The following is a 22160-nucleotide window of genomic DNA, read 5'->3' as shown; positions in this document are numbered from 1 at the left end:
TCAGCAATTATTGGAATTGTCAGACAATATTGCGAAAAACTACAAAAAATCAGAGCCACTATAGTATTTTTTATAGTGGCTCTGTTATATTGAAATAATGAGAATTAGAAATCTTAACAGAATTGTATCCGACAAGGTTTTGTCAGGGGGAGTTCTGATAAAATTTCGCTTGAAATATTTTGTGCTTTTCAAAACTTTCAAATCAATGCAGGTTTAGCATTTTGCAAGGAGATAAACATGCTGATTCTGACCCGACGTGTCGGAGAAACATTAATGATTGGGGATCAAGTCAGTGTTACTGTACTTGGTGTCAAAGGCAACCAGGTGCGTATTGGTGTGAATGCGCCAAAAGAAGTGTCTGTTCATCGTGAAGAAATTTATCAACGTATTCAACATGAACGTGCCATGCATGAGCATTTGCAACATCTCGATCAGGATTATCAGCCTTCTTATGAAGATGATAATTACCCACAAAATAACTTTAACCGTTAAGACTTAAAGTTATCTTGTTATAAAGCGGCTCTACGGCCGCTTTAAGTTTTTTTCAGCGCTTCAAAATTATTGTTGCTCCAGCAAAGCCAGCGCTTTACGTACAGGTCCAAAACTACGGCGATGCTCTGTAGTCACGCCATGCAAAGCTATTGCTTCAAAATGCGCTTTGGTCGGATAGCCCTTATGTTTGGCAAAACCAAACTGTGGAAACTTCTGGTCCAGTTCCAGCATCTGCCGGTCACGGGTGACTTTGGCCAGAATACTGGCTGCGGAAATTTCGGCGTGCAAGGCATCTCCACCCACCACCGCTTCACACGGCATGTTTAGTCCTTGCGGAATTTTATTGCCATCGACCAGGACCTGATCGGGCTGGACCTGCAAGGCTTCAACCGCACGGCGCATAGCCAGCAATGAGGCCTGTAAAATATTCAGCTCGTCAATTTCAGCCGGACTGGCTTCAGCAATGGCCCAAGCCAAGGCTTTTTCCTGAATCTCAATGAATAACTTTTCACGTTTCTTTTCACTCAGTTTCTTGGAATCATTCAAGCCCGCAATCGGATTGTTTGGATCCAGAATGACTGCCGCAGCCACCACGGTTCCCACCAGAGGCCCGCGCCCTGCTTCATCTACACCAGCAATTTTCATCGACATTATTACCTTCAATAAAATAGGCTGAACCTGTCAGCCTATTTCTTTCATCTTGCGCTTATTGTACTGCTTCTTGCACACAAGCATGAATGGTTTTTGATACAACATTGCTCACAATGGTGGCACGCGCTGCCGGGTCAATCGCTGCTGTCGCCAAGTCTACCGCAGTCACATTTTGTGGTGCTTTTTCGCTGACACAACCACAGATTTCAGTCTGGATATTTTGCTTTTGGGTGCTGGTCATGACTTTGGTGGCCGTTTGCCATGCCGGAATGTTGTTTAGCTCGGTGACACATTTGGCATTAATCGCAATTTTCAGTGCTGCGCCGCCCAATTGCTGGGTCGTTGTTGCCGCTGTAGGCTGAGTGGTGCCTGTAGATGCACATGCGCTTAACAGTAATGCCAGCGGTGCTAAAACATAAGCCAACTTTTTCATGTATTTTCCTTCAGTTTTGCGTCATTTTACCGGCCTATTTTAAGGGCTTTAGCGCGGATTCGGTTTATCTTTTTGACCGCAATGCACAAATAAATGGCAAATTTAAGCATTATCCAGGGCAACTGCCTGCTTCATATCCGCAAATACCGTTGGACAGGCCGATTGCACCCGGTTCCAGCTTGGAATAAAAGACTGCTGGTTCGGATAATTCATAAACTGCTCCCCTGCCTCGACAATACTCTGAGCAAATAATTCCACCACATTTTCTTCGCTGTGCCGGTCATAGTTCAGGCCATTGGTGGTGGCATCATAATAATAGTGATCAATCAGATCCAGCGCATTACGATAATAGGCCGCGCGGATAATCCGAATATTGTCCAGACTGACCTGCACCCCCAGCGCCGCCAGCTTACGGAAAAATGCCAGTGCGATATCCCGGCTCATCCGTTTTAGGCCACCATCCCCATTGGCGGTGGTGATTTCCTGATGTTTATGTTCATAATCATCGGCAATATCGACCTGACAAATACGCTTGGTGGAATAGTTGCGGTAAATTTCCGACAGCACGCCAATTTCCAGCCCCCAATCGCCCGACACCTTCAGGTCACGTAACGCTTCGACATGAATTGCCATTTCCCCCGACAAGGGATAACGAAAGGCTGAAAGATAAAGCAGATAATCCAGCGGCCCGAAGACTTTTTTCAGCGCCTGCAATAAAGGTGACACCAGCAGACGTGATACCCGGCCATTCATTTTCTGGTCGGCCACCCGCGCATAATAACCTTTGGAAAACTGGAAACTGAATTGTGGATGTACCATCGGATAAATCAGTCGGGCCAGCATGTCACGCTTATAGGTACGAATATCGCAATCGTGCATGGCCACCACCTGACTCTTGCCTTCGGCCATGGCATAACCGGCACAATACCAGACATTACGACCTTTGCCACGCTGCAAAGGCGCGACATTTAACTGATTTAACTGCTGATGCAGCTGCTGCAAACGTGGCCCATCATTCCATAAAATTACATGGTTTTGCGGCAATACCGAGAAGAATTCCCGCGCATGGGCAAACTGCTCCGCATTGGCCTGATCCAGACCGATAATAATCTGCTGGATATAATCAGCGCCTTTCAACTCTTCGACAATCTGGGTTAAGGCCGGATGTTCAAGCTCGGAATATAAGGAAGGTAAAATTAAGGTGACCGGTTTGGACTTGGTAAATTCGCGAAGTTCCTGTTCATATTCATGTAGATGGCGCTGTTTTAAATCATGTATTGTTGTAATCATGCCTTCTTGTGCAAAATCGACCATCATCCTCTCCAGTTTATTGTTGTAAAAAGTACTGTAATCCTTCTGCCCAACCCGCTGGTGCCTGCTGCCGGGTGAAGTACACAGAATCGTGTTCTAATGCCAATGCTGCTTTATACGGCCGTTTGACCACCACAGCATGCTGACAGGCTTTCAGCATATCGAGATCATTTTCACTATCCCCCAGCCCAATACACACCATTTGCGTCGGATAAAACTGTTTCAGCCAGTTCACCGCCAGCGATTTATCACAGTCACGGCTTAAAATATGGCTAAAGCGTCCACCATGAACCATATGCAAATTACTGGCCAGATGTTGCGACAATATCGCTTCGTCTTCGGTTCGGCTGTCCGGATTCCAGATAATGACTTCGCTATACGGACGTTCTAAAGCCCGTGCTGCATCGTCCAGCGCCAAACCGGTCAGCGCTGCAATCTGTACGGCATCACAATCACTAAAGCATTGAAAATTTAAGCCATAGTCTGCTTTTAATTGCTGGAGCTGTGCAGCAATGTCAGTACTGGATAAGGGACTTTGATAGTCATGCTGCGCATTAAAATAAATATATGCTCCATTTTCAGCCACAAAAGGCATGCCGCTTAAACCAAGTTGTTGCTGCAAATGGCGGATTTCCGCTGCGGTTTTACTGCTACATAAAATAACCGGAGAATCCGGAATTAATCGCTGGATCAGCTCTGTGTTCTGCCCATAGCTGTAATTATCATGATTTAATAAAGTCCCATCTAAATCTGTAAAAATTATAAATTTTGGCATCTGTACTTATATTGGCTTTATCTGTTTAGAATCCTATAAGATTCTCAGCTTAATATTGGTTTAACTTACTTTTTTATAACAATAAAGTAACAGGCCTACATGAAGTAGGCCTATTTTTTTCATCATTTTATGAAGCTAGATGCGCTTATAACGCCTGGATTTTTTCAATCCAGGCCTGTTTCTGCGCTGCTGGCAGGAACGAGGCTTCAAAAGAGTTAATCGCCAGTTGCTTTAACTCATCTGCATTTAAATCTAACGCTTCGGTAATGGCAATAAAGTTGTCATTCATATAGCCGCCGAAATACGACGGATCATCCGAGTTAACCGTCACCTTCACGCCCTGCTGTAACAAACGGCGGATATTGTGCTGCCGCATATCCTGCACCACGCACAGTTTTAAATTACTGAGCGGGCACACCGTAAGCGGCATTTCATCCTGAATCAGACGCTGCATCAGTGCCGGATCTTCTTCAGAACGCACGCCGTGGTCAATACGATTCACTTTCAGCAAGTCCAGTGCTTCCCAGATATATTCTGGTGGACCTTCTTCACCGGCATGCGCCACCACCAAGAAACCGTATTCACGGGCTTTGGCAAAAACGCGGGCAAATTTAGCAGGCGGATGCCCCACTTCGCTGGAATCCAGACCGACTGCAATAATCTGTTCTTTATACGGCAGTGCCTGTTCCAGCGTTACAAATGCTGCTTCTTCGCTAAGATGACGCAAGAAACACATGATTAAACGGGAACTGATGCCCAGTTTGCTTTGTGCATCATCACAGGCACGTTGCAAACCGTTAATTACTGTCGCAAAGGCAATCCCGCGGTCAGTATGGGTTTGCGGATCGAAGAACATTTCGGTATGTACCACCTGATCTTCTGCACACTTTTCAAAATAGGCCCAGGCCAGATCATAAAAGTCCTGCTCATGTACCAGCACATTGGCGCCGGCATAATAGATGTCTAAAAATGACTGCAGGTTATGAAAGTTATAGGCTTCTTTGACTTCCTCGACCGACTGATATGGAATGGCAATATTATTACGCTGCGCAATGGCAAACATCAGTTCCGGCTCAAACGTCCCTTCAATATGGACATGCAACTCTGCCTTGGGTAAGGCGCGAATCAGCTCAAGTTGATTCATCTCTCATCCTCATGAAAATAAAAAAAGGGTGCAAACCGAGTTTACACCCTCAAAATGGTTGCTGGGGATTAACCGCCAAATAACGCGAATTTTAATGCCCACAATACTGCAATAATCCACACCATATACGGCACAGATGAGGCTTTACCGGTCAACAACTTGATCAGCGCATAGCTGATAAAGCCCATGGCAATACCGTCTGCAATTGAGTAGGTAAATGGCATAAATACGATGGTCAGGAAGGCTGGAACCGCTTCGGTGATATCTTCCCAGTCAATATGTACAATGCCCTGAATCATCAGCACACCCACAAATAACAAGGCAGGTGCAGTAGCAAAGCCCGGTACCGATTGGGCCAGTGGCGCCAGGAATAAGCACAGTACAAACAGCACCGCCACCACTACCGCAGTCAGACCGGTACGCCCGCCCGCAGCAACACCGGCAGACGATTCAATATACGGTGTGGTTGAAGAGGTACCCAGTGCTGCACCCGCTACAATGGCAGATGAATCGGCAAATAAGGCTTTTTTCAAACGTGGCAATTTACCATCTTTGAGCAGGCCCGCACGGTGTGAAACGCCGACCAGGGTACCGGTGGAGTCAAACAGATCGACCAGGAAGAAGACGAAAATCACCCCGATCAGGCTGGCGGTAAACAGACCTTCAAAGTCCATTTGCATGAACGTTGGCGCGATAGACGGGATTTCACCGACCACACCTTTAAATTCGCTTAAGCCCAAAGCCGTAGAAATAGCCGTTAACACCAGAATACTGATGATAATTGCACCACGCACCTTGAATTGGTGCATCACCACAATCATCAGGAAGCCAAATAAGGCCAACAGCACTGAAGGCTGTTTCAAGTCACCCAGACCCACCAAAGTCGCCGGGTTATCGACAATAATGCCTGCGTTTTTTAGTGCAATTAAGGCCAGGAATAAACCAATCCCGCCGCCAATGGCCAGTTTCAGGGACATTGGAATGGCATTGACAATGGCTTCACGAATTTTGAACATGCTGATGGCAATAAACACCAGACCGGATACAAACACCGCAGCCAGCGCAGTTTGCCAAGGCACACCCATGCCCAGACAAACCGAATAGGTGAAATAGGCATTCAGGCCCATACCCGGTGCCAGCGCAATCGGATAGTTGGCAATCAGTCCCATCACCAGACAGCCAATTGCGGCTGCCAGACAGGTTGCAACAAAGACAGCCCCGTGATCCATCCCGGTTTCGGATAAAATCATTGGATTGACAATAATGATGTAACACATAGTTAAGAATGTGGTTACACCAGCAAGAACCTCAGTACGAAAACTGGACTTGTTTTCGCTTAACTTAAATAAGCGCTCAAGCACATTTTCTGAAGATGGATTAGGAGTCGTCATGACCTCGCCCTTGTAAATAAACTTAAATACCCAACAGTGATGCGAAAGTACGGAGAAAATTCATCCCTACCCCTAGCATTGCCAAGCAACGGATATGCCAAAAGTTACACGCACAGGATAAGTCTATTTAGCCATTATGCTTTGAGCCCTTAACAGCTCAAATCAGATAAATTCTAAACAAAAAAGCCGCATAACTTTATGCAGCTTTACTTACCATAATTAAATCAACTATTTAAAAAATAAATACGCTAATTTAATTGTCTAATGGGTAAATTATATCACACTGATTTTTCATTGTTTCTAAAATTTATCTTTAATTTTCATTCAGAGCATTTCATGCTGAATTAGTATTTTTGGCCTAAACTTCCAGCCCGCTCAATAGAGGGTTCGATCTGTCGCATGTGATCATCCAGCGATGAACGATGTGAAGCCCGATCTTGTTCAATCAGATGCAGAGAGTCGCGTGCCTCCTGCACAATATTCTGCATTTCTTGTTGTCTGCGGTGTTGTTCCTGCTGAAACACCCAGACCATTAACAGGACAACCATGACAATAAAGGTCACGATCAGGATTTGCCTCATGTTCTTTACTATTATTAAACAAATTTAATTTATACTAACAGAAAAATAAACAATATGTGAACCATGTCACAACTTTCAGTTTGTGTATTAATCAAATTTTAACAATTCAAGCATTTAATTGGCCTTTAACTCACTCCTACCCTCACCTATTGAAATTTCAATTTCCTGACACCCATAAAAAAGTCCGCACTGGGCGGACTGTTTAGCCTTAACCGCAGGATGCTTGCACAATTTTATTACTGTTCGGATCAATGGTTACTGTGACTCGGTCAGCGCGATAATCCATGGTGACCGGCTGGCCAGGATGGACGCTGCGAACAATTTTGGCCTGGGTCCGCTGCTTGATTTCGCTCTGTGGCAAACTGCCCGATTGCCCAATCAGTTTTTTGGCTTCTTCTGCCACACACTGGCCTGGCTGCTGACGGAACAGCGCCCATTCTTCAACGATACTGCCATCTGGCAAATGGCAATAGCCCACCTGACCACTGTGTTCGTCTTTAATTTCCAGTCGGCCGCCCTGTTCAATACAATATTGACTGGCCGGATTGGCAAGTCCTACCTGTGCTGGGGGTTGCTGTACGGTGCTACAGGCCATAAGCGAGGCTGCAAGCGCAGCAAAAAGAACAATATTTTTCATGGGCAGTATTCTTGTATAAAAAATATTAGCCTAGCAAATTTTACTGGACCTGCTGTGTCTTTTTGCAAAAGAGGGAGAAAGCTTCTTGTTAGTCTTGATGAGGGACAGCTTTGACTTATATAGAGCTATTACTGATAAATTGGTGGATGGAGAAATTACAGAGATAAAAAAAGGCTTATAAGTGTTTCACTTATAAGCCTTTAAAATTTGGTAGGCATATCCAGACTCGAACTGGAGACCTCTACGATGTCAACGTAGCGCTCTAACCAACTGAGCTATACGCCTATATGTGACGCATCATATTCACTTTTAAATTTTATGACAAGCCTTTTCTATGATTTTTCAATGCAGATGCACAAGAATTCAGCAATGCTTTGAATTTTTTCAAATCTGCCTCAGAAACCTGTTCAGATGCATACTGCATCTGCTCATATAACTGCACGGTCTGCTTAAATACATGATGCTGCTGTGACTCAGCCTGAGCCGCCAAACGAGACATCCACATATTAAAGGTTTCAGCAGGCTGTTTCTGTAATTCAGGCGGTAACGGCTTCGAAAATGTCTGCACCAGCCGGGCAAGTTTTGGCTGCCGGCGAAGATGCTGATAATACAACCAGGCCATATATAGCCCCAGCAGACCTAAAATGGTCAGTATCAGCATTAGGATATTGGCATAGCTGGAATGCAGTCCCAGTTTGGCTAGCCAGCCCCGCTGCGACTCGGCATTATAGCCCACCACCTTGCTTTGCCATTGATAGCTGGCATAGTCGCTCCAGATACGCAGTTTATTCATTAAATGATAATGCCGATAAGTCCAGCCACTGCCACGCTCGCCCAATACCGCCTGATCTTCCGCAATCAGGTTTTGCATGCCCTGCTCAACCCGCTGCGGACTAATCATTGCTGTGGGGTCAAAACGCTGCCATTTGCCGTTTAACAGCACTTCGGTCCAGGCATGCGCATCTAACTGGCGTACTTCCCAGCTTTTACCATCCGGGGCCAGCTCTCCGCCCTGATAACCGGTGACCACCCGCGCCGGAATTCCAACATAGCGCATCAGCATCACAAAACTGGAAGCATAGTGTTCACAAAAACCTTGACGTGACTGAAACAGGAACTCATCAACACGATGTTGCCCTAATCGCCCCGGGGTTAAGGTATATACAAAGCCATTTTCCCGATACCAGCGCAGCACCTGCTGCACATAACGCTCGGGATCTTGTCCGCTGTGCAAAAATAAACGCTGGGCCAGTTGCTGTGCCTGCAAGTCCTGCTGTACCGGAAATTGAGTATTGATGCGTAAATTCAGATGAGCATTACTCACGGTCTGAGCCTGGATATCGCCGATCCAGCGCAACGGAATCGGCTCGACCCGCTGGGTTAAACGCCGCGGTACAATGCCCCAATCCTGCTGGCTATAATAACGGCGCTCCAGCGGTACCGATTTCTCCAGCCCCATCACCCAGCGCACGCCCGGGTCAGCCGCCAGATATTGATAATCAAAACTACGCGCATGCGCCGGCTGCAATACATCGCTACGCATTAACGGCTGCTGGTTAACAAAGCTGCTACGCCAGCGCTGGCCATCATATTCATCCAGCACCATCGCCCGCCAATACAGCTCATGCCGTGGTGGCAGTTGCTGCACATCGCCAATAATCCGAAAGGCCAGCGCGCTAGATTGTGACAGCTCGGCAATATCGCCCGGCGACATGCTGTCACTAATTCCGGTAATACCTTTATTTTCCGGAATCGGAATATGCCACAGTGGCGGTAGCCGCGGGAAAAACATAAACAGCAAGACAAAAAATGGCAGTGCATACAGCACAAAACGCCCCACATGGCGGGCATCGCGTTTTAAGGCCTGTACAGCCGAAGCCTGATATTCAAATTCGCTGGTTTGCAGGCGATACAGCCCGATCAGACAACTGAGCAGGCTTAAAATGACCATAAAGGCCATCCAGATTGACTGGCTAAACAGGAAGGAACTGGCACTGACAAATAGCGCGAAATTGAACAGGATAATCACATCGCGCCGGGTTCGGGTTTCGAGGGCCTTGGCAAATAAAAAGGTTGATAACACCGCCACGCCGGCCTCTACCCCAATAAAGGCGCGGTACTGTAAATAAATACTCAGCAGCGCCAGCGCAATCAGGCTAAAGGTCCAGTATTTGGCAATCGGCTGACGCCCGGGCTGCAGACTGAAATACAGACTAATCAGGATGATGATAAAAATTATACTGAGCAGCACAGGCAGATAGATCAGCTGTGCCAGTAACAGCAGGCCCAGGCTTGAGAGAATCGAAATACGGATACTGGAATTCATCTTTATGCCTGCGCCAACAGTTGTTTGGCGAGCAGCAATTGCTGCTCGCCACAGGCGGCCGGTAATTCTACCTGCGGCAAATACAGGGCATAGGCACATTGCTGCTGTTCACACTGCTCGACTAGGCCCATCATTAGGCTGAGTTTTTCTTCATGCGATGTGCTGGGCATCTGCGCATAGTCAATTTCAAGCTGCTGCTGATTCTGATATTGCTCAAAGACCTTGACGTATAAGCCCTGGCCACGCGCCACCTGTTTCCAGGACACTGCCTGCAAGGAATCTCCGAGCTGATAACTGCGCAGCTCCCGGAATTCATCTAAATCAGGTTCTTCATTGTGCCGGTTGTGTTTATTTTCAGTGGTGTGCTGCGCCGCTTTCGGTGCAATCCAGGCAAAGTCATTGAAATACAGATAGGTCCAGGCACGTACCAGACCAAAGGGATAAACCGAATATAACTGGATGGCCGGATAATGAAACTTGCCGCGCTGGGCAGTATAAAAAGCTAAGCTATACTGCTGTTTGGCTTCACTCAGCGCCAGTTTATGTAATTGCTGATCAACCTGAATCCACAGATAACGCAGCTGTGGCGTATCCTGCTGAAAAAACAGGTGCAGCTGGACATTTTCCCCGGCCTGCCCGACCTGCTGTGCCACCACCTCAAGCTGCAAGCCATGCAGCTGCTTAAAGGTCAAATAAAAACTGATACATAAAATCGCGCTAATTAAAAAGCAGAAGCCCAGAATCAGGTTATTGGCATAGTTAATACCGGCCACAAAGGTAATCAGGATAAGCACCAGATATAAGTAACCCTGCTGATAAATAAATACCAGCACATCTTTTTGCGTGAGGCGTTTTTTCTGCTGGAATTGAAAACGTTTCTCCAGCCAGTGCTGCCAAAAATTCTGCCCGAGCATACTTAGCTGACCTGCACCTGTTGCAGCAGCTGCTGGGTTTCACCCTCACTTAAACCAATACGATGTGCCACCACCGCCACAAAAACCGCTTGTACATCATCCGGAGTGACAAAACTGCGCTGTTCAATTAACGCATGTGCCTGGGCGGCTTTTTTCAGGGCCAGTACTCCGCGCGTCGATAGTCCATGCCGGTTTTTACGGCTGGCTTCGGCCAGATCCAGAATATAATCCTGCACGGCGTCACTGACATATAGCCGATGCACCTGCTGTTGTAATTCCAGGATTTCATCTTCACTAAACACATGCTGCAAACTGGCAATCAGGCTCTGCCGGGAAGATTGCTGCAGCAATAGTTTTTCTGCATAACGCGATGGATAGCCCAGTGATAAACGCATTAAAAAGCGATCCAGTTGTGATTCAGGCAATGCATAGGTTCCGCTTTGAAACAGCGGATTCTGGGTAGCAATGACCCAAAATGGTTGCGGCAGTTCGTAACGTACACCATCGACCGTGACGTTACCCTCTTCCATCGCTTCCAGCAAGGCACTCTGGGTTTTCGGGCTACAGCGGTTAATTTCATCGGCCAGTAAAATCTGGGTAAAAATCGGGCCCTGCTTAAACTCAAACTGATGTTCTTTCTGATTAAACATGTTCACCCCAATTACATCACTGGCCAGCATGTCATTGGTAAACTGAATCCGCTGAAATTTCAGTCCGGCCAAATGCGCCAGACTGCTGGATAAGGTGGTTTTGCCCAGGCCGGGTAAATCTTCAAACAGCACATGGCCGCCGGCCAGTAAACAGACCAGTGCCAGTTTGGTCTGCTGCTGTTTATCCAGAACAATCTGATTAACCTGTTCAAGGAACTGCTGGATTTTGGGTGCATAGCGCTGCAGCTCGCTCTGGAGCTGCGCCTGATCGTGTACTGGTTCCGATTTCTTATCCTGTTTCATGCCCCAAATCACCTTCATTCCCCAAATAAAAACGGTGTATGCCCTAACATACACCGTTTTGTTTTTTTTCTAAAGAAATCAGATGATTTCTAGACTTTTAACACGGACACTTCTTCAGGTTTCCGGAAGATGGATAACGTGAATCGACACAGTGCCGGTAAAAGGTTTTGGCATCCATTGCTTCCAGATCCGGATGATGCTGCCGCATGTGCTCCAGATAGGTCTGATAATCAGGCACCCCCACCATCAGCCGGAAACTTTGCTGCAAACGCTGCCACAATGTGGCAATCCGCGACCAGTTTTTAGGATTCAGGATTAAATCCTTCTGCGACATCACGGTCATTTTGATGATTTTATAAATCACCGTTTTACCCGCTCGAGCAAATTTCAGATTCATCTTCTCGCTCCTTAATGGCCTTTGGCCGGCTGAATATCTTCAGGATCGCGGTAAATTGCTTCTGCTTCATGCACGGTTGGTTCCGGATTGGCCAAGGCACGGCGAATCACCCCAATCGCAGCAAACAGCATCACAAACGCCACAATCATAAAGAAGCCACACAATGCCGCATTAATCTGGTTCGACATTGCCACAGTCTGCATTTCCGCAATACTTTTGGCTGGTGCCAGAATTTCATTATTGGCAATGGCGGTATTGAAACGCTCTGCCTGTGCCAGGAAGCCGATCTTCGGATTTTCGTGGAAAATCTTCTGCCAGCCAGCAGTCATCGAGGTGATAAACAGGAACACGGTCGGGATGATGGTCACCCAGACATATTTCTGTTTCTTCATCTTGAACAGGATGACAGTACCAAGGATGAGCGCCATCGCAGCCAGAATCTGGTTACCAATACCAAATAGCGGCCATAAGCTGTTAATCCCGCCGAGTGGATCGACCACGCCCTGATAAACGAAGAAGCCCCAACCAGCCACTGCAACTGCCGTGCCCAGCAAGTTACCAAAGAAGTTGTGTGATTTTTTCACTGCAGGAATCACAATACCTACGGTATCCTGAACCATAAAACGGCAGGCACGGGTACCGGCATCCACCGCTGTCAGAATGAACAGCGCCTCAAACAGAATGGCAAAGTGATACCAGAACGCCATCATTTCACGGCTATTGAAAATCTCGGTGATGATATGGGCCATACCAATTGCGAAGGTTGGCGCACCACCAGTACGGGACAGAATCGAGTTTTCACCGACTTCCTGGGCCAGCAAGGTCAAGGCTTCAGGCGTGACCACAAAACCAAGGTTACGCACAGCTTCTGCTGCCGTATCTACCGACGTACCCAGTAAAGCCGCTGGCGAGTTAATCGCGAAATACACACCCGGATCAAGCACCGCGGCACAGATCAGTGCCATAATCGCCACGAAAGACTCCATCAACATGCCGCCATAACCAATCATACGGATATCGCGTTCGTTGTTGACCAGTTTTGGCGTGGTGCCTGAAGACACCAGGGCGTGGAAACCGGAAATCGCACCACAGGCAATGGTAATAAACAGGAATGGGAACAGCGAACCGGCAAATACCGGACCAGTCCCATCAACAAACTTGGTGACCGCTGGCAGTTTCATTTCCGGCATGGCAAATAAAATACCAATCGCCAGACCTGCAATGACACCAATTTTCAAGAAAGTTGACAGATAATCACGCGGTGCCAATAACAGCCACACCGGTAAAACCGACGCAATAAAACCGTAAATGATCAATGCCCAGGTCAGCTCAGTCCCTGACAAGGTAAAGAACGGTCCCCAGTACGGATGCTGCGCAATGTTTTCACCGTAGATGATGCCAAGCATCATCAGCACAAAACCGATAATCGACACTTCTGCAATTTTACCCGGACGGATAAAACGCATGTAAATGCCCATAAAAATGGCAATCGGAATGGTGGCGGCAATACTGAATACACCCCACGGACTGTTGGTCAGGGCTTTCACCACCACCAGCGCCAGTACCGCCAGGATGATAATCATCACCCCAAGTGCACCCAGCATCACGATAATACCGGCAAAGCTGCCCAGTTCCTGCTTGGCCATTTCACCCAGTGAGCGGCCGTCACGACGGGTCGAAATAAACAGCACCAGGAAATCCTGTACCGCACCGGCCAGCACTACCCCGACCAATAGCCAGATGGTGCCCGGTAAATAACCCATTTGCGCTGCCAGAATAGGACCAACCAGCGGTCCGGCACCGGCAATCGCGGCAAAGTGATGGCCGAACAGGACACTTTTATTGGTCGGAACATAATCTAAACCGTCGGCCAGGCGATGCGCGGGAGTTAAACGCCTAGCATTGAGTTCAAAGACTTTATTGGCAATAAATAAACTGTAGAAGCGGTAAGCAATGCTATAGACACAGGCGGCGGCGAGGACCAGCCAGACTGCGTTTACATGCTCACCACGGCTGAGTGCCAGAATCCCGAAAGACACTGCACCCACAATAGCGACGAGCAGCCAGATAATTTTCGAAGTTAGGCTCGACTTCGTTGGTAATGTTTCCATTCAATCCCTCATATTTTCGATGCATTTAAATCAGCTTGATTGTTGTTGTTCGAGGTACTGCTGTTTTCCTTTGCGACTTTACGCCTGTTATTTTTCTATGCCTCTAAGACTTTGGCATAAAAAAGGGATGATTGATCATCATCCCTTCGATAATAGTATATTTTTACACCATTATGCACGTTCTAAATATTCACCAGTACGGGTATCTACACGAACGCTTTCTTCTTGCTGAACGAATAATGGAACACGTACCACAGCACCTGTTTCAAGTTTCGCTGGCTTACCGCCACCGCCAGAAGTATCACCACGAACACCTGGATCAGTTTCAACAATTTTTAATACCACGAAGTTCGGAGCGCTAACGTTTAAAGGCACGCCGTTGAACAACATAATGGTACATTTTTCATTAGAATCGTCTTTTAACCATTTTGCAGCATCGCCCATAGCTGTTTTATCAGCTGCGATCTGTTCAAATGTTACAGGATCCATGAAGTTCCACAGTTCGCCGTCGTTGTACAAGTAGTCCATTTCTACTTCTACAATGTCAGCAGCTTCTAGTGAATCACCAGATTTGAAAGTTTTTTCTAATACTTTACCTGTTTTAAGGTTACGTAATTTCACACGGTTGAAGGCCTGACCTTTACCTGGTTTTACGTATTCGTTTTCCATGATTGAACATGGGTTACCATCAAGCATAACCTTAAGGCCTGACTTGAATTCATTCGTAGAATAATTGGCCATGACTGGCACACTCCAAACTTACTAACTTTAAGCTATCGATGCTACGGGCTGTTGCGATGTCATTTAGCAAGTCTGACACGAACATTAGTTGCCACATGCACATTCATTTTATGTGACGTATTCTAAATGACCAATATACCTTGCCGCAATGAAAAATTCTTGTTTAACCGGCCGCTGCTGCCTAAGTTACAAGCAGATATCCATCTACCGGCTTTATTCCCAACTGGCAGATGCTTAAAATCAGTGCAGCTCGTTCTGGACTCCGCCTGGCCCGGATGTCCTGATTTTTCGCACACAAAGCACATTCCCAGCGCCTGCAAACTGTTAAACTAGCACGATTAGGCCTTGCCCTCCCACTTCCATGATTCTTTTCCGGCATGACAAACTATTTGTATCAACAGCAAAACTGGCAATCACAGCTCAGTGATTTAATTACCGATCCTCAGGAGTTGCTGAATCTTCTGCAACTGTCGCCTGAACAGTTACTCTCCGGCGCAATTCTGGCATCTGAACAGTTTAAATTACGTGTGCCGCGTGCATTCGTCGGAAAAATGAAAGTCGCCGATCCGTTTGATCCGCTGCTGTTACAGGTCTTGCCACATCATCTGGAACTGGAAGATCATCCTGAATTTGTCACCGATCCCTTAGGTGAAGAACAGGCCAACCAGCAACCGGGTGTCCTGCACAAATATAAGTCGCGTTTTCTACTGACCCTGACCGGGGCTTGTGCAGTACATTGCCGCTACTGTTTCCGCCGCCATTTTCCCTATCAGGACAACCTGCCTAAAAATGAAGATTGGCTAAACATCAAACAATATATTGAATCTCAGCCCGACATTAACGAAGTGATTTTAAGTGGCGGTGATCCATTAACGTTAACCAATCGACGTTTACAGAGCTGGATCGAACGTCTGGAATCGCTGCCACAGATTAAATTTTTGAGAATTCATTCACGCGTTCCGATTGTAATCCCCAACCGTGTCGATGAAGCGCTGATTTCCATATTAAAAAACAGTAGGCTACGGATTATTCTGGTGGTACACTCAAATCATGCATCAGAATTGGATGACTTCACTTGCCGTACATTAAATACACTGGTGAAACATCAAATTACCGTCCTGAATCAGGCAGTTTTACTTCGTGGGGTGAATGATTCTGCTCAGGTTCTGGTCGATTTAAGTTATCGCCTGTTCGATGCTGGGGTGATGCCGTATTACTTGCATGTATTAGATAAAGTGAAAGGTGCACATCATTTCGATCTGATGCCACAGGACATCGATCTTATTTATAAAGAGGTTTTAGCGAACTTGCCGGGTTATCTGGTTCCTAAACTCGTTAGGGAAATTGCGGGCGAAAAGAATAAAACACCGCTTTTTGGGGTTTCAACTGCTTGAATTTGAGTTAAATAACAACGATGAATATGAATCATTCAGATATTTTTCAGGTTGCCACTGAGCTGAAATTGGAACAGCTCAGTTTTTGCCAGAATTCTGTCAAAAGTATTCAGGAGTGGGCAGCTGACTTATCCATTTTACAGCTTGGGGACTCGTCAAAAGCCTTGTTCAAAGCCTTACTGGAAATTTCTGAACTCAAATGTCAGGAAACCTTGCGCTTTGACCTGATTCAGGCCATTCACCCGACGCTGGAAAATGTCCTGACCAGCCTGGAAAAACACTTTTTTAACCAGGGTCTGATTAGCAGCGACCGCAATGAGCACATTATCGAGCTGGCGCTGTTGTTACGTAGTCATTTTGCCAAAGTCTATATTGAAATCGCGCGCCGCAGTCACCGCCAGCTGGCCCAGCAGAAGTTTTCCATTTTTGCCTTTAACCTGAAAAAGAACCTGCAGACTGCGCGGACTGTGGCCACCTATTATGCGCTGCAACAACTGACCTTATTGCTGTATCAGCAACAGATGCTATATAGCTCGCCATTTTCCGGGCAATGGCTCACTGCGCATCAACTGTTTAACTGCGCGCTGCAGCACAATTTTCTTCAGAACAATATTAACCATCTGCAAGGCACCCAGCATCAGCTGCAAAATATCAGTCAGGCATATGCACAATTAATCCTGCTGGATATTTTCAATTCCCATCAGATTCGTCCGGCCGAAATTCAGGGGCTGTATCTCTGCAGTTTTGACTGGGTCAAGCTGATTCAGATTTTGCCCAAAGAAACCACCCTGTCACGCTATATTGTCGATACCAACAAAGACTATCCGCCAATTTATAACTCGCATCAATCGGGTGATTTTGAGCCGGGTATTTTTATTTCGACGCAGGCACTGCTGGATCATATTAGTGAAAATCAGGGCCGCAAGGCCGAACATTTCTCCCGCAATGAAAAGCTGTTTTTAACTCCGGCCCTGCATTTTCATATTCATACCCTGCTCACTCATAATCCTGAGCGTCGCCATGAACGTTATGAATATTCGGCCCGGGTCAAAATCTGTTTTGGCTTAAGCGTGGCGCACTTCTATTTGTCTAAAGGCAAGAATTTTCAGGAAACCCTGCAACTGGGTGAAAATTACCAGTTCCAGAGTGAAAGCCAGTTCATCAACCAGATGCACAGTCATGCCACTGCCGACATCAGTAAAATCCAGAATCTGGACCGCGAGGCCAAACAGATTTACGGCGCGGAAGTGCTGGATATCAGTGTGAATGGTTACCGGATTAAATGGGAAGGTGAAACGCCAAAAAACCTTAAAACCGGTGAATTTATTCTGGTGCAGGAAAATCCGCAAAGTCCGTGGCGTGGCGGTGTGATTCGCTGGATTAAACAGTCGACTGACAAAACCCTGGAACTGGGCCTTGAAGTTTTGGCGCAGGACATTATTCCATGTGCCGTCTATGTGAAATCTGACCGGCATAGCGGGCATTATCATCCTGCCCTGCTCATGCAGAGCTCACAGCTAAATGAAGTCAGCACTCATCTTATTTTACCGGGGATTCAATTATTAAGAGACAAGCAGACCGTACAGCTGCGTTTAGGGGATGAAGACATTAAAGTCTTTTTAATTAAACCGTTACTCATTACTCAAAGCTTTATGCGTTTTGACTTTGAACTGTTAAATGACCAGCAGCAAGCCACAGTCGATGCCTTTATTCACAAGCAGATGAATGACGTTAAGAATCAAGATTTATGGGAAGCGTTGAAGTGAGAAATCCTTTACTATCTAAAAAATTTAAACGTACCGAAACACGTTTACTCATTATCGATGATAACCAAATCCGTTTTAATCAGATTTGCGAACAGCTGAATGCACAGGAACATACCGTGCAGGCCACCCTGCTCGATGACCTGCAAAATTTTGAAAAACAGCTGAATTTAACCTGGGATGTGGTGATTTTTGGCCGCGCCTACGACTTGAAAATTGATCAGGCCCTGACCCTGATTCGCGCCTCAAAACAGCCGAATTTACCGCTGGTGTTATTGCAACCTGAAGACTATGATGCCACCCAATATAGCGCCCTCATCCGCAAAGGCATTTATGATCTGGTCAACCTGAACGATAGTGACAGTTTCTATCTGGGTCTGCTTCGTGCCCTCTCTTTCAGCCGTTTGCAGCAAACCCATGCCCAGCTCAAAGAAGAGCTGGAAAATGCCCAGACGCAGGCGCAGTCTCTGGTGGAAGACAGCAACAAGGCGGTGGCGATTATTCAGGAAGGCATTCATGTACAGGCCAATCAGGAATATTTACAGCTGTTTGGCTTTCAGAATGAAGATGAGATTATTGGTCTGCCTTTGCTTGACCTGTTGCAACCGGAAGATCTAGCCGATTTTAAACTGCGCTTTAAAAAAGTATCGCAAGGTCAGTTTGATTTAGGCCGTTTCAGCTACAGCTCTTTAAATAGTCATGTCGCCGCGCAAAATCCGCTACAGCTAGAATTTTTACCGGCCACTGATGAAGATGCCTTGCAGCTGACCATTGATATTCAGCAAGCTGCTACAGCACCAGCCAAGGCCAGCAATGAAAGCACAGCTGGTCAGCAGCCGACCCATCAGCTGATTAACCGCACCCTGAACAATCAGCCATCCAAAATTAATGCGCTGGTGGTATTTGCCCTGGCCTCCTGCCCTGAAAAAGTCTTGCAATCGGACTGGGTTACGCTGAAAAACTATTTCGGTAATATTAAAACCTTCCTGAAAGAACAGACCAATGTGCCTTTATTCAAGGTCAATTCATCGATCTATATTGGCTTGTTTCAGGCAGAATCAACCACCATTTTGCATTCCAAACTGATTGGTCTCAGCTCACTGAGTAAACCGCAGTTATTGAGCGTCAATGGGCAAAGTTATCCGCTGAATTTCCGTATGGGCTATGCGGTACTAGAAGGTGAAATTGCCGACAGCACCCAGTTTGAACAGCTGATGGAACGTGCCTTTGTAACCGCACTGCCTTATCAGCAAAAAGATGAGCAAAGCCTCGGACTGGATTTATCCATGACCGATCTGTCGCTGGAAATTGTCGAGCCAAAGGTTGCACCTGTGGTCGAAACCGCTGCTTCATCGCTATTAGGCGCCTTACGCCACAGCCTGGATCGTAATGAAATTCATCTGAAATACCAGCAACTGTATGACAAACAGGACAGCAATTTATATACCTATGAAGTCAGCAGCGGCTTTATTCATCAAGCAGAATGGAAAAGTCTGACCGGGCTGGTTGATCTGGCTGAAGATCCAGAACTCTCAATTAAACTGGATCGCTGGATTCTGGTCGAAGCCTGCAAACAGCTACACAACTTCATTACCCAATATCCGGAAGCCAAGCTGATTGTTAACCTGAACAAGCATGTGCTGTTACAAGACCGCGCGTTCCCGGAATTTGTGTCCAAACTGATTACCATTGTGGGCAGTCAGCAGGCTTATCCGTTAATTCTGCAATTCTCTGAAGAAGATGTGAGCCAGAACCTGATGGATGCCCAAAAGCAGATGCATTTGCTGCATCAGCATGGTGCGGAGATTTCTATCCGTGAATTTGGCCAGTCGATGTATAGCGAATCCATTCTTAAACAGCTGGATGTGCAATATGTGACCCTGCATCCATCGCTGACCAGCAAACTGATGCAAGATAGCGCGACTCAGGAGTTACAGGAACAGATTCAGCAGTTTAGCGAAATCAAGCCGGTGGAAGTGGTGCTACATGAACTAAACGATATGAACCTGTTTGCCAACGCCTGGAATGTGGATGCCCGTTATATTCAGGGTGATTACTTCCAGAAGAAACTGGATCATCTCATTGATGTACAAGACCAATAAGGTCTTGTACTTTTCGCCTGAAGTGCAGGCACAAAAAAACGGGCAAATGCCCGTTTTTTTCATTCTGGGTATTAACCACGTTTGATAGAACGTGACATACCAGCAAAACGTTGTTTGAACTTGTCGATACGACCGCCAGTGTCAACGTTCTTTTGCTTACCAGTGTAGAATGGGTGGCAAGCTGAACATACGTCTAGGTAAAGAGTGTCTTTACCAACAGCTGAACGAGTTTCGATCACGTTACCACATGAACAAGTAGCAACTAATTTTTCATATTTTGGGTGAATATCGGCGCGCATCGTCGATTACTCCATAAGATTAAAGAAGGTTTTGCTGTCGTCGCAATTGATCACTCTCAAGACTGAGGAAAAAAGCTGTTTATTCGAGATAAACCGCAGACCAACACCACAACAGACCATTCTTTTGGCCCACCGAGACGGATACCGTCAGAGCTAAGCACAACAAGTTGGGGCATATTATACGTGAATCTATGCCAATATGCGAATTATTCTTTGTCCTCAATTTCAGGCTGCTTCGACCAGTAATTGGCAATAATGCCGCAGACCATCAGCTGGATTTGATGGAAAATCATGATTGGCAGCACAATCATGCCCAAAGGCTGGCCAATAAACAGAATCTGCGCCATCGGTACACCACTGGCTAGGGTTTTTTTAGAGCCGCAGAAGAAAATCGCGATCTGGTCTTCACGTTTAAAGCCCAACCATTTCGGGATGTACAGCGCCAGCAGCATGATGATAGTCAGTAGTACCGAACAGGCCACAGTTAAAATCAGTAACGTTGTGCCGCTGACTTCATTCCACAGTCCGGCCACCACGGCGCCACTAAAGGCGCCATAGACCACCATTAAAATGGTGCCCTGATCAAAGCCTTTAACCAGACTTGGGAACTTGACCAGAAATGGATAGACCCACGGCCGCAGCAATTGCCCCAGAATAAAAGGCACCAATAACAATAAGGTAATCTGAATAATGGATGAGGTCGGATCATAATCGTGCTGCGACTGGCCAAAAATAAACAGGCTGACCAGAACCGGGGTAATGAACATGCCGGCAATATTGGAAAAAGACGCACTGCAGACTGCACTGGCGACATTGCCGCGTGCAACCGAGGTAAAGGCTATGGAAGACTGCACTGTAGAAGGCAAGAAGCACATAAACAGAAAGCCCCAGTACAGCTCCTGCCCCAGCAATGGCAGTAATACGGGTTTGGCCATGAGACCCAACACTGGAAATAACAAGAAGGTAAACGCAAACACCAGCGTATGCAGTTGCCAGTGCATGATGCCTTGTACCACCGCCTCTCTGGACAATTTTGCCCCATGTAAAAAAAACAGCACCGCAATGGCCGCCGTGGTAATAACGCCAAAGACTTCAGCGACCTGTCCAGACACCGGCACGATACTGGCCAGTATCACCATCACAATTAACAATATGGTAAAGCGATCCAATGCAAGTAGTTTTAGCATGTCTACATCCTGTGATTTTATTTTTGCATCGACATAAAAAAGCCCAGTCAGCGGGTTTTACCTCACGGTAAAGTTCCATCTTACTGGGCTGGAACAATAAAGCTAGTCTGCTGGCTTAATGTTCACTATTTTGTGGCGCTATACTACTGCGCCAACTTAGTTATTGCGGGCATTGTCATCCTGCTGGATCAGCTCGATTTTATAACCGTCCGGATCTTCCACAAAGGCAATTACGGTCACGCCGCCTTTCATTGGCCCCGCTTCACGCACCACATTGCCGCCGCGTGCCTTGATTTCTTCACAGGCTTTGTAAGCATCTTCCACTGCAATGGCAATATGACCATAGCCATTGCCCAGCTCATAGCTGTCTGTATCCCAATTATGGGTCAGTTCCAGCACGGTATGGTTGTCTTCATCACCATAGCCGACAAATGCCAGGGTAAAGCGGCCTTCTTCGTAGTCACGTTTACGGAGTAAAGTCATGCCAAGTACTTCAGTATAGAACTGCAATGACCGTTCTAAATTGCCTACACGTAACATGGTATGCAGCATGCGCAT

21 protein-coding genes and 1 tRNA gene are annotated in these 22160 nt (G+C 46.6%); 4 read left to right on the top strand and 18 right to left on the bottom strand.

The genetic code is table 11. The annotated features are described in order from the left end of the window. The first annotated feature begins 237 nt into the window (after positions 1-237). The gene (gene csrA, locus FTT89_RS01650) at positions 238-492 is read left to right on the top strand and encodes a carbon storage regulator CsrA (RefSeq protein ID WP_016658388.1); all 255 of its coding nucleotides are present in this window, start codon (positions 238-240) and stop codon (positions 490-492) included. Positions 493-558: 66 nt separating this feature from the next. On the opposite strand, the gene rnhB is transcribed toward csrA, so the two are convergent. The 15 genes from rnhB to efp all read right to left on the bottom strand — a co-directional run bounded on the left by rnhB (position 559) and on the right by efp (position 14857). Beyond that, positions 559-1137, bottom strand: a complete 579-nt coding sequence (gene rnhB, locus FTT89_RS01645; RefSeq protein WP_104500160.1) for a ribonuclease HII — start codon at positions 1135-1137, stop codon at positions 559-561. Positions 1138-1198: 61 nt separating this feature from the next. After that, the gene (locus FTT89_RS01640; RefSeq protein ID WP_005177001.1) at positions 1199-1576 is read right to left on the bottom strand and encodes a hypothetical protein; all 378 of its coding nucleotides are present in this window, start codon (positions 1574-1576) and stop codon (positions 1199-1201) included. Between the two features lie 102 nt (positions 1577-1678). Next, the gene (locus FTT89_RS01635; protein WP_180006831.1) at positions 1679-2890 is read right to left on the bottom strand and encodes a glycosyl transferase; all 1212 of its coding nucleotides are present in this window, start codon (positions 2888-2890) and stop codon (positions 1679-1681) included. Between the two features lie 13 nt (positions 2891-2903). Further along, entirely contained in the window at positions 2904-3662 is a 759-nt protein-coding gene (locus FTT89_RS01630) for a mannosyl-3-phosphoglycerate phosphatase (RefSeq protein ID WP_180061332.1), read from the bottom strand. A 145-nt stretch (positions 3663-3807) separates the two neighbouring features. Continuing rightward, positions 3808-4806 carry an adenosine deaminase gene (locus tag FTT89_RS01625; protein ID WP_168381847.1) on the bottom strand — a complete coding sequence of 333 codons (999 nt, stop codon included), beginning with the start codon at positions 4804-4806 and terminating at the stop codon, positions 3808-3810. 68 nt (positions 4807-4874) lie between these two features. Beyond that, the gene (locus FTT89_RS01620) at positions 4875-6197 is read right to left on the bottom strand and encodes an NCS2 family permease (protein ID WP_180061331.1); all 1323 of its coding nucleotides are present in this window, start codon (positions 6195-6197) and stop codon (positions 4875-4877) included. A gap of 344 nt (positions 6198-6541) precedes the next feature. Then, positions 6542-6778 (bottom strand): hypothetical protein, encoded by a 237-nt coding sequence (locus FTT89_RS01615; RefSeq protein WP_180061330.1) that lies wholly within the window; start codon positions 6776-6778, stop codon positions 6542-6544. Positions 6779-6986: 208 nt separating this feature from the next. Further along, positions 6987-7415 (bottom strand): I78 family peptidase inhibitor, encoded by a 429-nt coding sequence (locus tag FTT89_RS01610; protein WP_005176977.1) that lies wholly within the window; start codon positions 7413-7415, stop codon positions 6987-6989. Between the two features lie 208 nt (positions 7416-7623). Beyond that, positions 7624-7700 (bottom strand) — tRNA-Val (locus FTT89_RS01605). Positions 7701-7731: 31 nt separating this feature from the next. Continuing rightward, positions 7732-9741 (bottom strand): DUF3488 and transglutaminase-like domain-containing protein, encoded by a 2010-nt coding sequence (locus FTT89_RS01600; protein ID WP_168398839.1) that lies wholly within the window; start codon positions 9739-9741, stop codon positions 7732-7734. A 2-nt stretch (positions 9742-9743) separates the two neighbouring features. Beyond that, positions 9744-10655: a DUF58 domain-containing protein gene (locus FTT89_RS01595; protein ID WP_005176842.1), complete on the bottom strand. Its 912-nt coding sequence runs from the start codon at positions 10653-10655 to the stop codon at positions 9744-9746. Between the two features lie 2 nt (positions 10656-10657). Then, positions 10658-11608, bottom strand: coding sequence for a MoxR family ATPase (locus FTT89_RS01590; RefSeq protein WP_005176839.1), 951 nt, complete (start codon positions 11606-11608; stop codon positions 10658-10660). A gap of 97 nt (positions 11609-11705) precedes the next feature. Further along, positions 11706-12005: a YbdD/YjiX family protein gene (locus FTT89_RS01585; protein ID WP_005176838.1), complete on the bottom strand. Its 300-nt coding sequence runs from the start codon at positions 12003-12005 to the stop codon at positions 11706-11708. Positions 12006-12016: 11 nt separating this feature from the next. Further along, on the bottom strand, positions 12017-14116 hold the full coding sequence (locus tag FTT89_RS01580; protein WP_005176837.1) for a carbon starvation CstA family protein: 2100 nt from the start codon (positions 14114-14116) through the stop codon (positions 12017-12019). Positions 14117-14287: 171 nt separating this feature from the next. Then, the gene (gene efp / locus FTT89_RS01575) at positions 14288-14857 is read right to left on the bottom strand and encodes an elongation factor P (RefSeq protein WP_005176835.1); all 570 of its coding nucleotides are present in this window, start codon (positions 14855-14857) and stop codon (positions 14288-14290) included. Between the two features lie 377 nt (positions 14858-15234). Between efp and epmB the strand changes: the two genes are divergently transcribed. From epmB to FTT89_RS01560, 3 genes are read left to right on the top strand one after another with little or no spacing between them, the layout of a single operon-like run. Continuing rightward, positions 15235-16251, top strand: a complete 1017-nt coding sequence (epmB, locus tag FTT89_RS01570) for an EF-P beta-lysylation protein EpmB (RefSeq protein ID WP_104471883.1) — start codon at positions 15235-15237, stop codon at positions 16249-16251. A 20-nt stretch (positions 16252-16271) separates the two neighbouring features. Then, a complete protein-coding gene (locus tag FTT89_RS01565) occupies positions 16272-18017 on the top strand; it encodes a GTPase (RefSeq protein ID WP_180006834.1) in 1746 nt (581 codons plus the stop codon). After that, positions 17999-20116, top strand: coding sequence for an EAL domain-containing protein (locus FTT89_RS01560; RefSeq protein WP_168381852.1), 2118 nt, complete (start codon positions 17999-18001; stop codon positions 20114-20116). The genes FTT89_RS01565 and FTT89_RS01560 overlap by 19 nt, the downstream gene beginning before the upstream one ends. A gap of 71 nt (positions 20117-20187) precedes the next feature. Here FTT89_RS01560 and rpmE read toward each other — a convergent pair whose 3' ends face one another. The 3 genes from rpmE to gloA all read right to left on the bottom strand — a co-directional run bounded on the left by rpmE (position 20188) and on the right by gloA (position 22160). Further along, complete coding sequence (rpmE, locus tag FTT89_RS01555) at positions 20188-20415, bottom strand: 50S ribosomal protein L31 (protein ID WP_005176824.1); 228 nt, start codon at positions 20413-20415, stop codon at positions 20188-20190. Positions 20416-20621: 206 nt separating this feature from the next. Beyond that, positions 20622-21602, bottom strand: a complete 981-nt coding sequence (locus tag FTT89_RS01550) for a bile acid:sodium symporter family protein (RefSeq protein WP_104488747.1) — start codon at positions 21600-21602, stop codon at positions 20622-20624. 156 nt (positions 21603-21758) lie between these two features. Further along, positions 21759-22160 (bottom strand): lactoylglutathione lyase, encoded by a 402-nt coding sequence (gene gloA / locus FTT89_RS01545; RefSeq protein ID WP_005176820.1) that lies wholly within the window; start codon positions 22158-22160, stop codon positions 21759-21761.

It is taken from the genome of Acinetobacter sp. YH01025 (assembly GCF_013420185.1).
Taxonomy (GTDB): Bacteria; Pseudomonadota; Gammaproteobacteria; order Pseudomonadales; family Moraxellaceae; genus Acinetobacter; species Acinetobacter indicus.
This window is presented reverse-complemented; position numbering and strand designations above follow the sequence as displayed.

Bases quoted from the DNA above. Each gene is read 5' to 3' on its own strand.
- rpmE (WP_005176824.1), bottom strand. From the start codon at position 20,415: ATGCGCGCCGATATTCACCCAAAATATGAAAAATTAGTTGCTACTTGT.
- FTT89_RS01620 (WP_180061331.1), bottom strand. From the start codon at position 6,197: ATGACGACTCCTAATCCATCTTCAGAAAATGTGCTTGAGCGCTTATTT.
- FTT89_RS01635 (WP_180006831.1), bottom strand. From the start codon at position 2,890: ATGGTCGATTTTGCACAAGAAGGCATGATTACAACAATACATGATTTA.
- FTT89_RS01595 (WP_005176842.1), bottom strand. From the start codon at position 10,655: ATGCTCGGGCAGAATTTTTGGCAGCACTGGCTGGAGAAACGTTTTCAA.
- FTT89_RS01610 (WP_005176977.1), bottom strand. From the start codon at position 7,415: ATGAAAAATATTGTTCTTTTTGCTGCGCTTGCAGCCTCGCTTATGGCC.
- gloA (WP_005176820.1), bottom strand. From the start codon at position 22,160: ATGCGCATGCTGCATACCATGTTACGTGTAGGCAATTTAGAACGGTCA.
- FTT89_RS01560 (WP_168381852.1), top strand. From the start codon at position 17,999: ATGGGAAGCGTTGAAGTGAGAAATCCTTTACTATCTAAAAAATTTAAA.
- FTT89_RS01565 (WP_180006834.1), top strand. From the start codon at position 16,272: ATGAATATGAATCATTCAGATATTTTTCAGGTTGCCACTGAGCTGAAA.
- efp (WP_005176835.1), bottom strand. From the start codon at position 14,857: ATGGCCAATTATTCTACGAATGAATTCAAGTCAGGCCTTAAGGTTATG.
- FTT89_RS01550 (WP_104488747.1), bottom strand. From the start codon at position 21,602: ATGCTAAAACTACTTGCATTGGATCGCTTTACCATATTGTTAATTGTG.
- rnhB (WP_104500160.1), bottom strand. From the start codon at position 1,137: ATGAAAATTGCTGGTGTAGATGAAGCAGGGCGCGGGCCTCTGGTGGGA.
- FTT89_RS01630 (WP_180061332.1), bottom strand. From the start codon at position 3,662: ATGCCAAAATTTATAATTTTTACAGATTTAGATGGGACTTTATTAAAT.
- FTT89_RS01615 (WP_180061330.1), bottom strand. From the start codon at position 6,778: ATGAGGCAAATCCTGATCGTGACCTTTATTGTCATGGTTGTCCTGTTA.
- FTT89_RS01590 (WP_005176839.1), bottom strand. From the start codon at position 11,608: ATGAAACAGGATAAGAAATCGGAACCAGTACACGATCAGGCGCAGCTC.
- FTT89_RS01600 (WP_168398839.1), bottom strand. From the start codon at position 9,741: ATGAATTCCAGTATCCGTATTTCGATTCTCTCAAGCCTGGGCCTGCTG.
- FTT89_RS01640 (WP_005177001.1), bottom strand. From the start codon at position 1,576: ATGAAAAAGTTGGCTTATGTTTTAGCACCGCTGGCATTACTGTTAAGC.
- FTT89_RS01625 (WP_168381847.1), bottom strand. From the start codon at position 4,806: ATGAATCAACTTGAGCTGATTCGCGCCTTACCCAAGGCAGAGTTGCAT.
- epmB (WP_104471883.1), top strand. From the start codon at position 15,235: ATGACAAACTATTTGTATCAACAGCAAAACTGGCAATCACAGCTCAGT.
- FTT89_RS01585 (WP_005176838.1), bottom strand. From the start codon at position 12,005: ATGAATCTGAAATTTGCTCGAGCGGGTAAAACGGTGATTTATAAAATC.
- FTT89_RS01580 (WP_005176837.1), bottom strand. From the start codon at position 14,116: ATGGAAACATTACCAACGAAGTCGAGCCTAACTTCGAAAATTATCTGG.
- csrA (WP_016658388.1), top strand. From the start codon at position 238: ATGCTGATTCTGACCCGACGTGTCGGAGAAACATTAATGATTGGGGAT.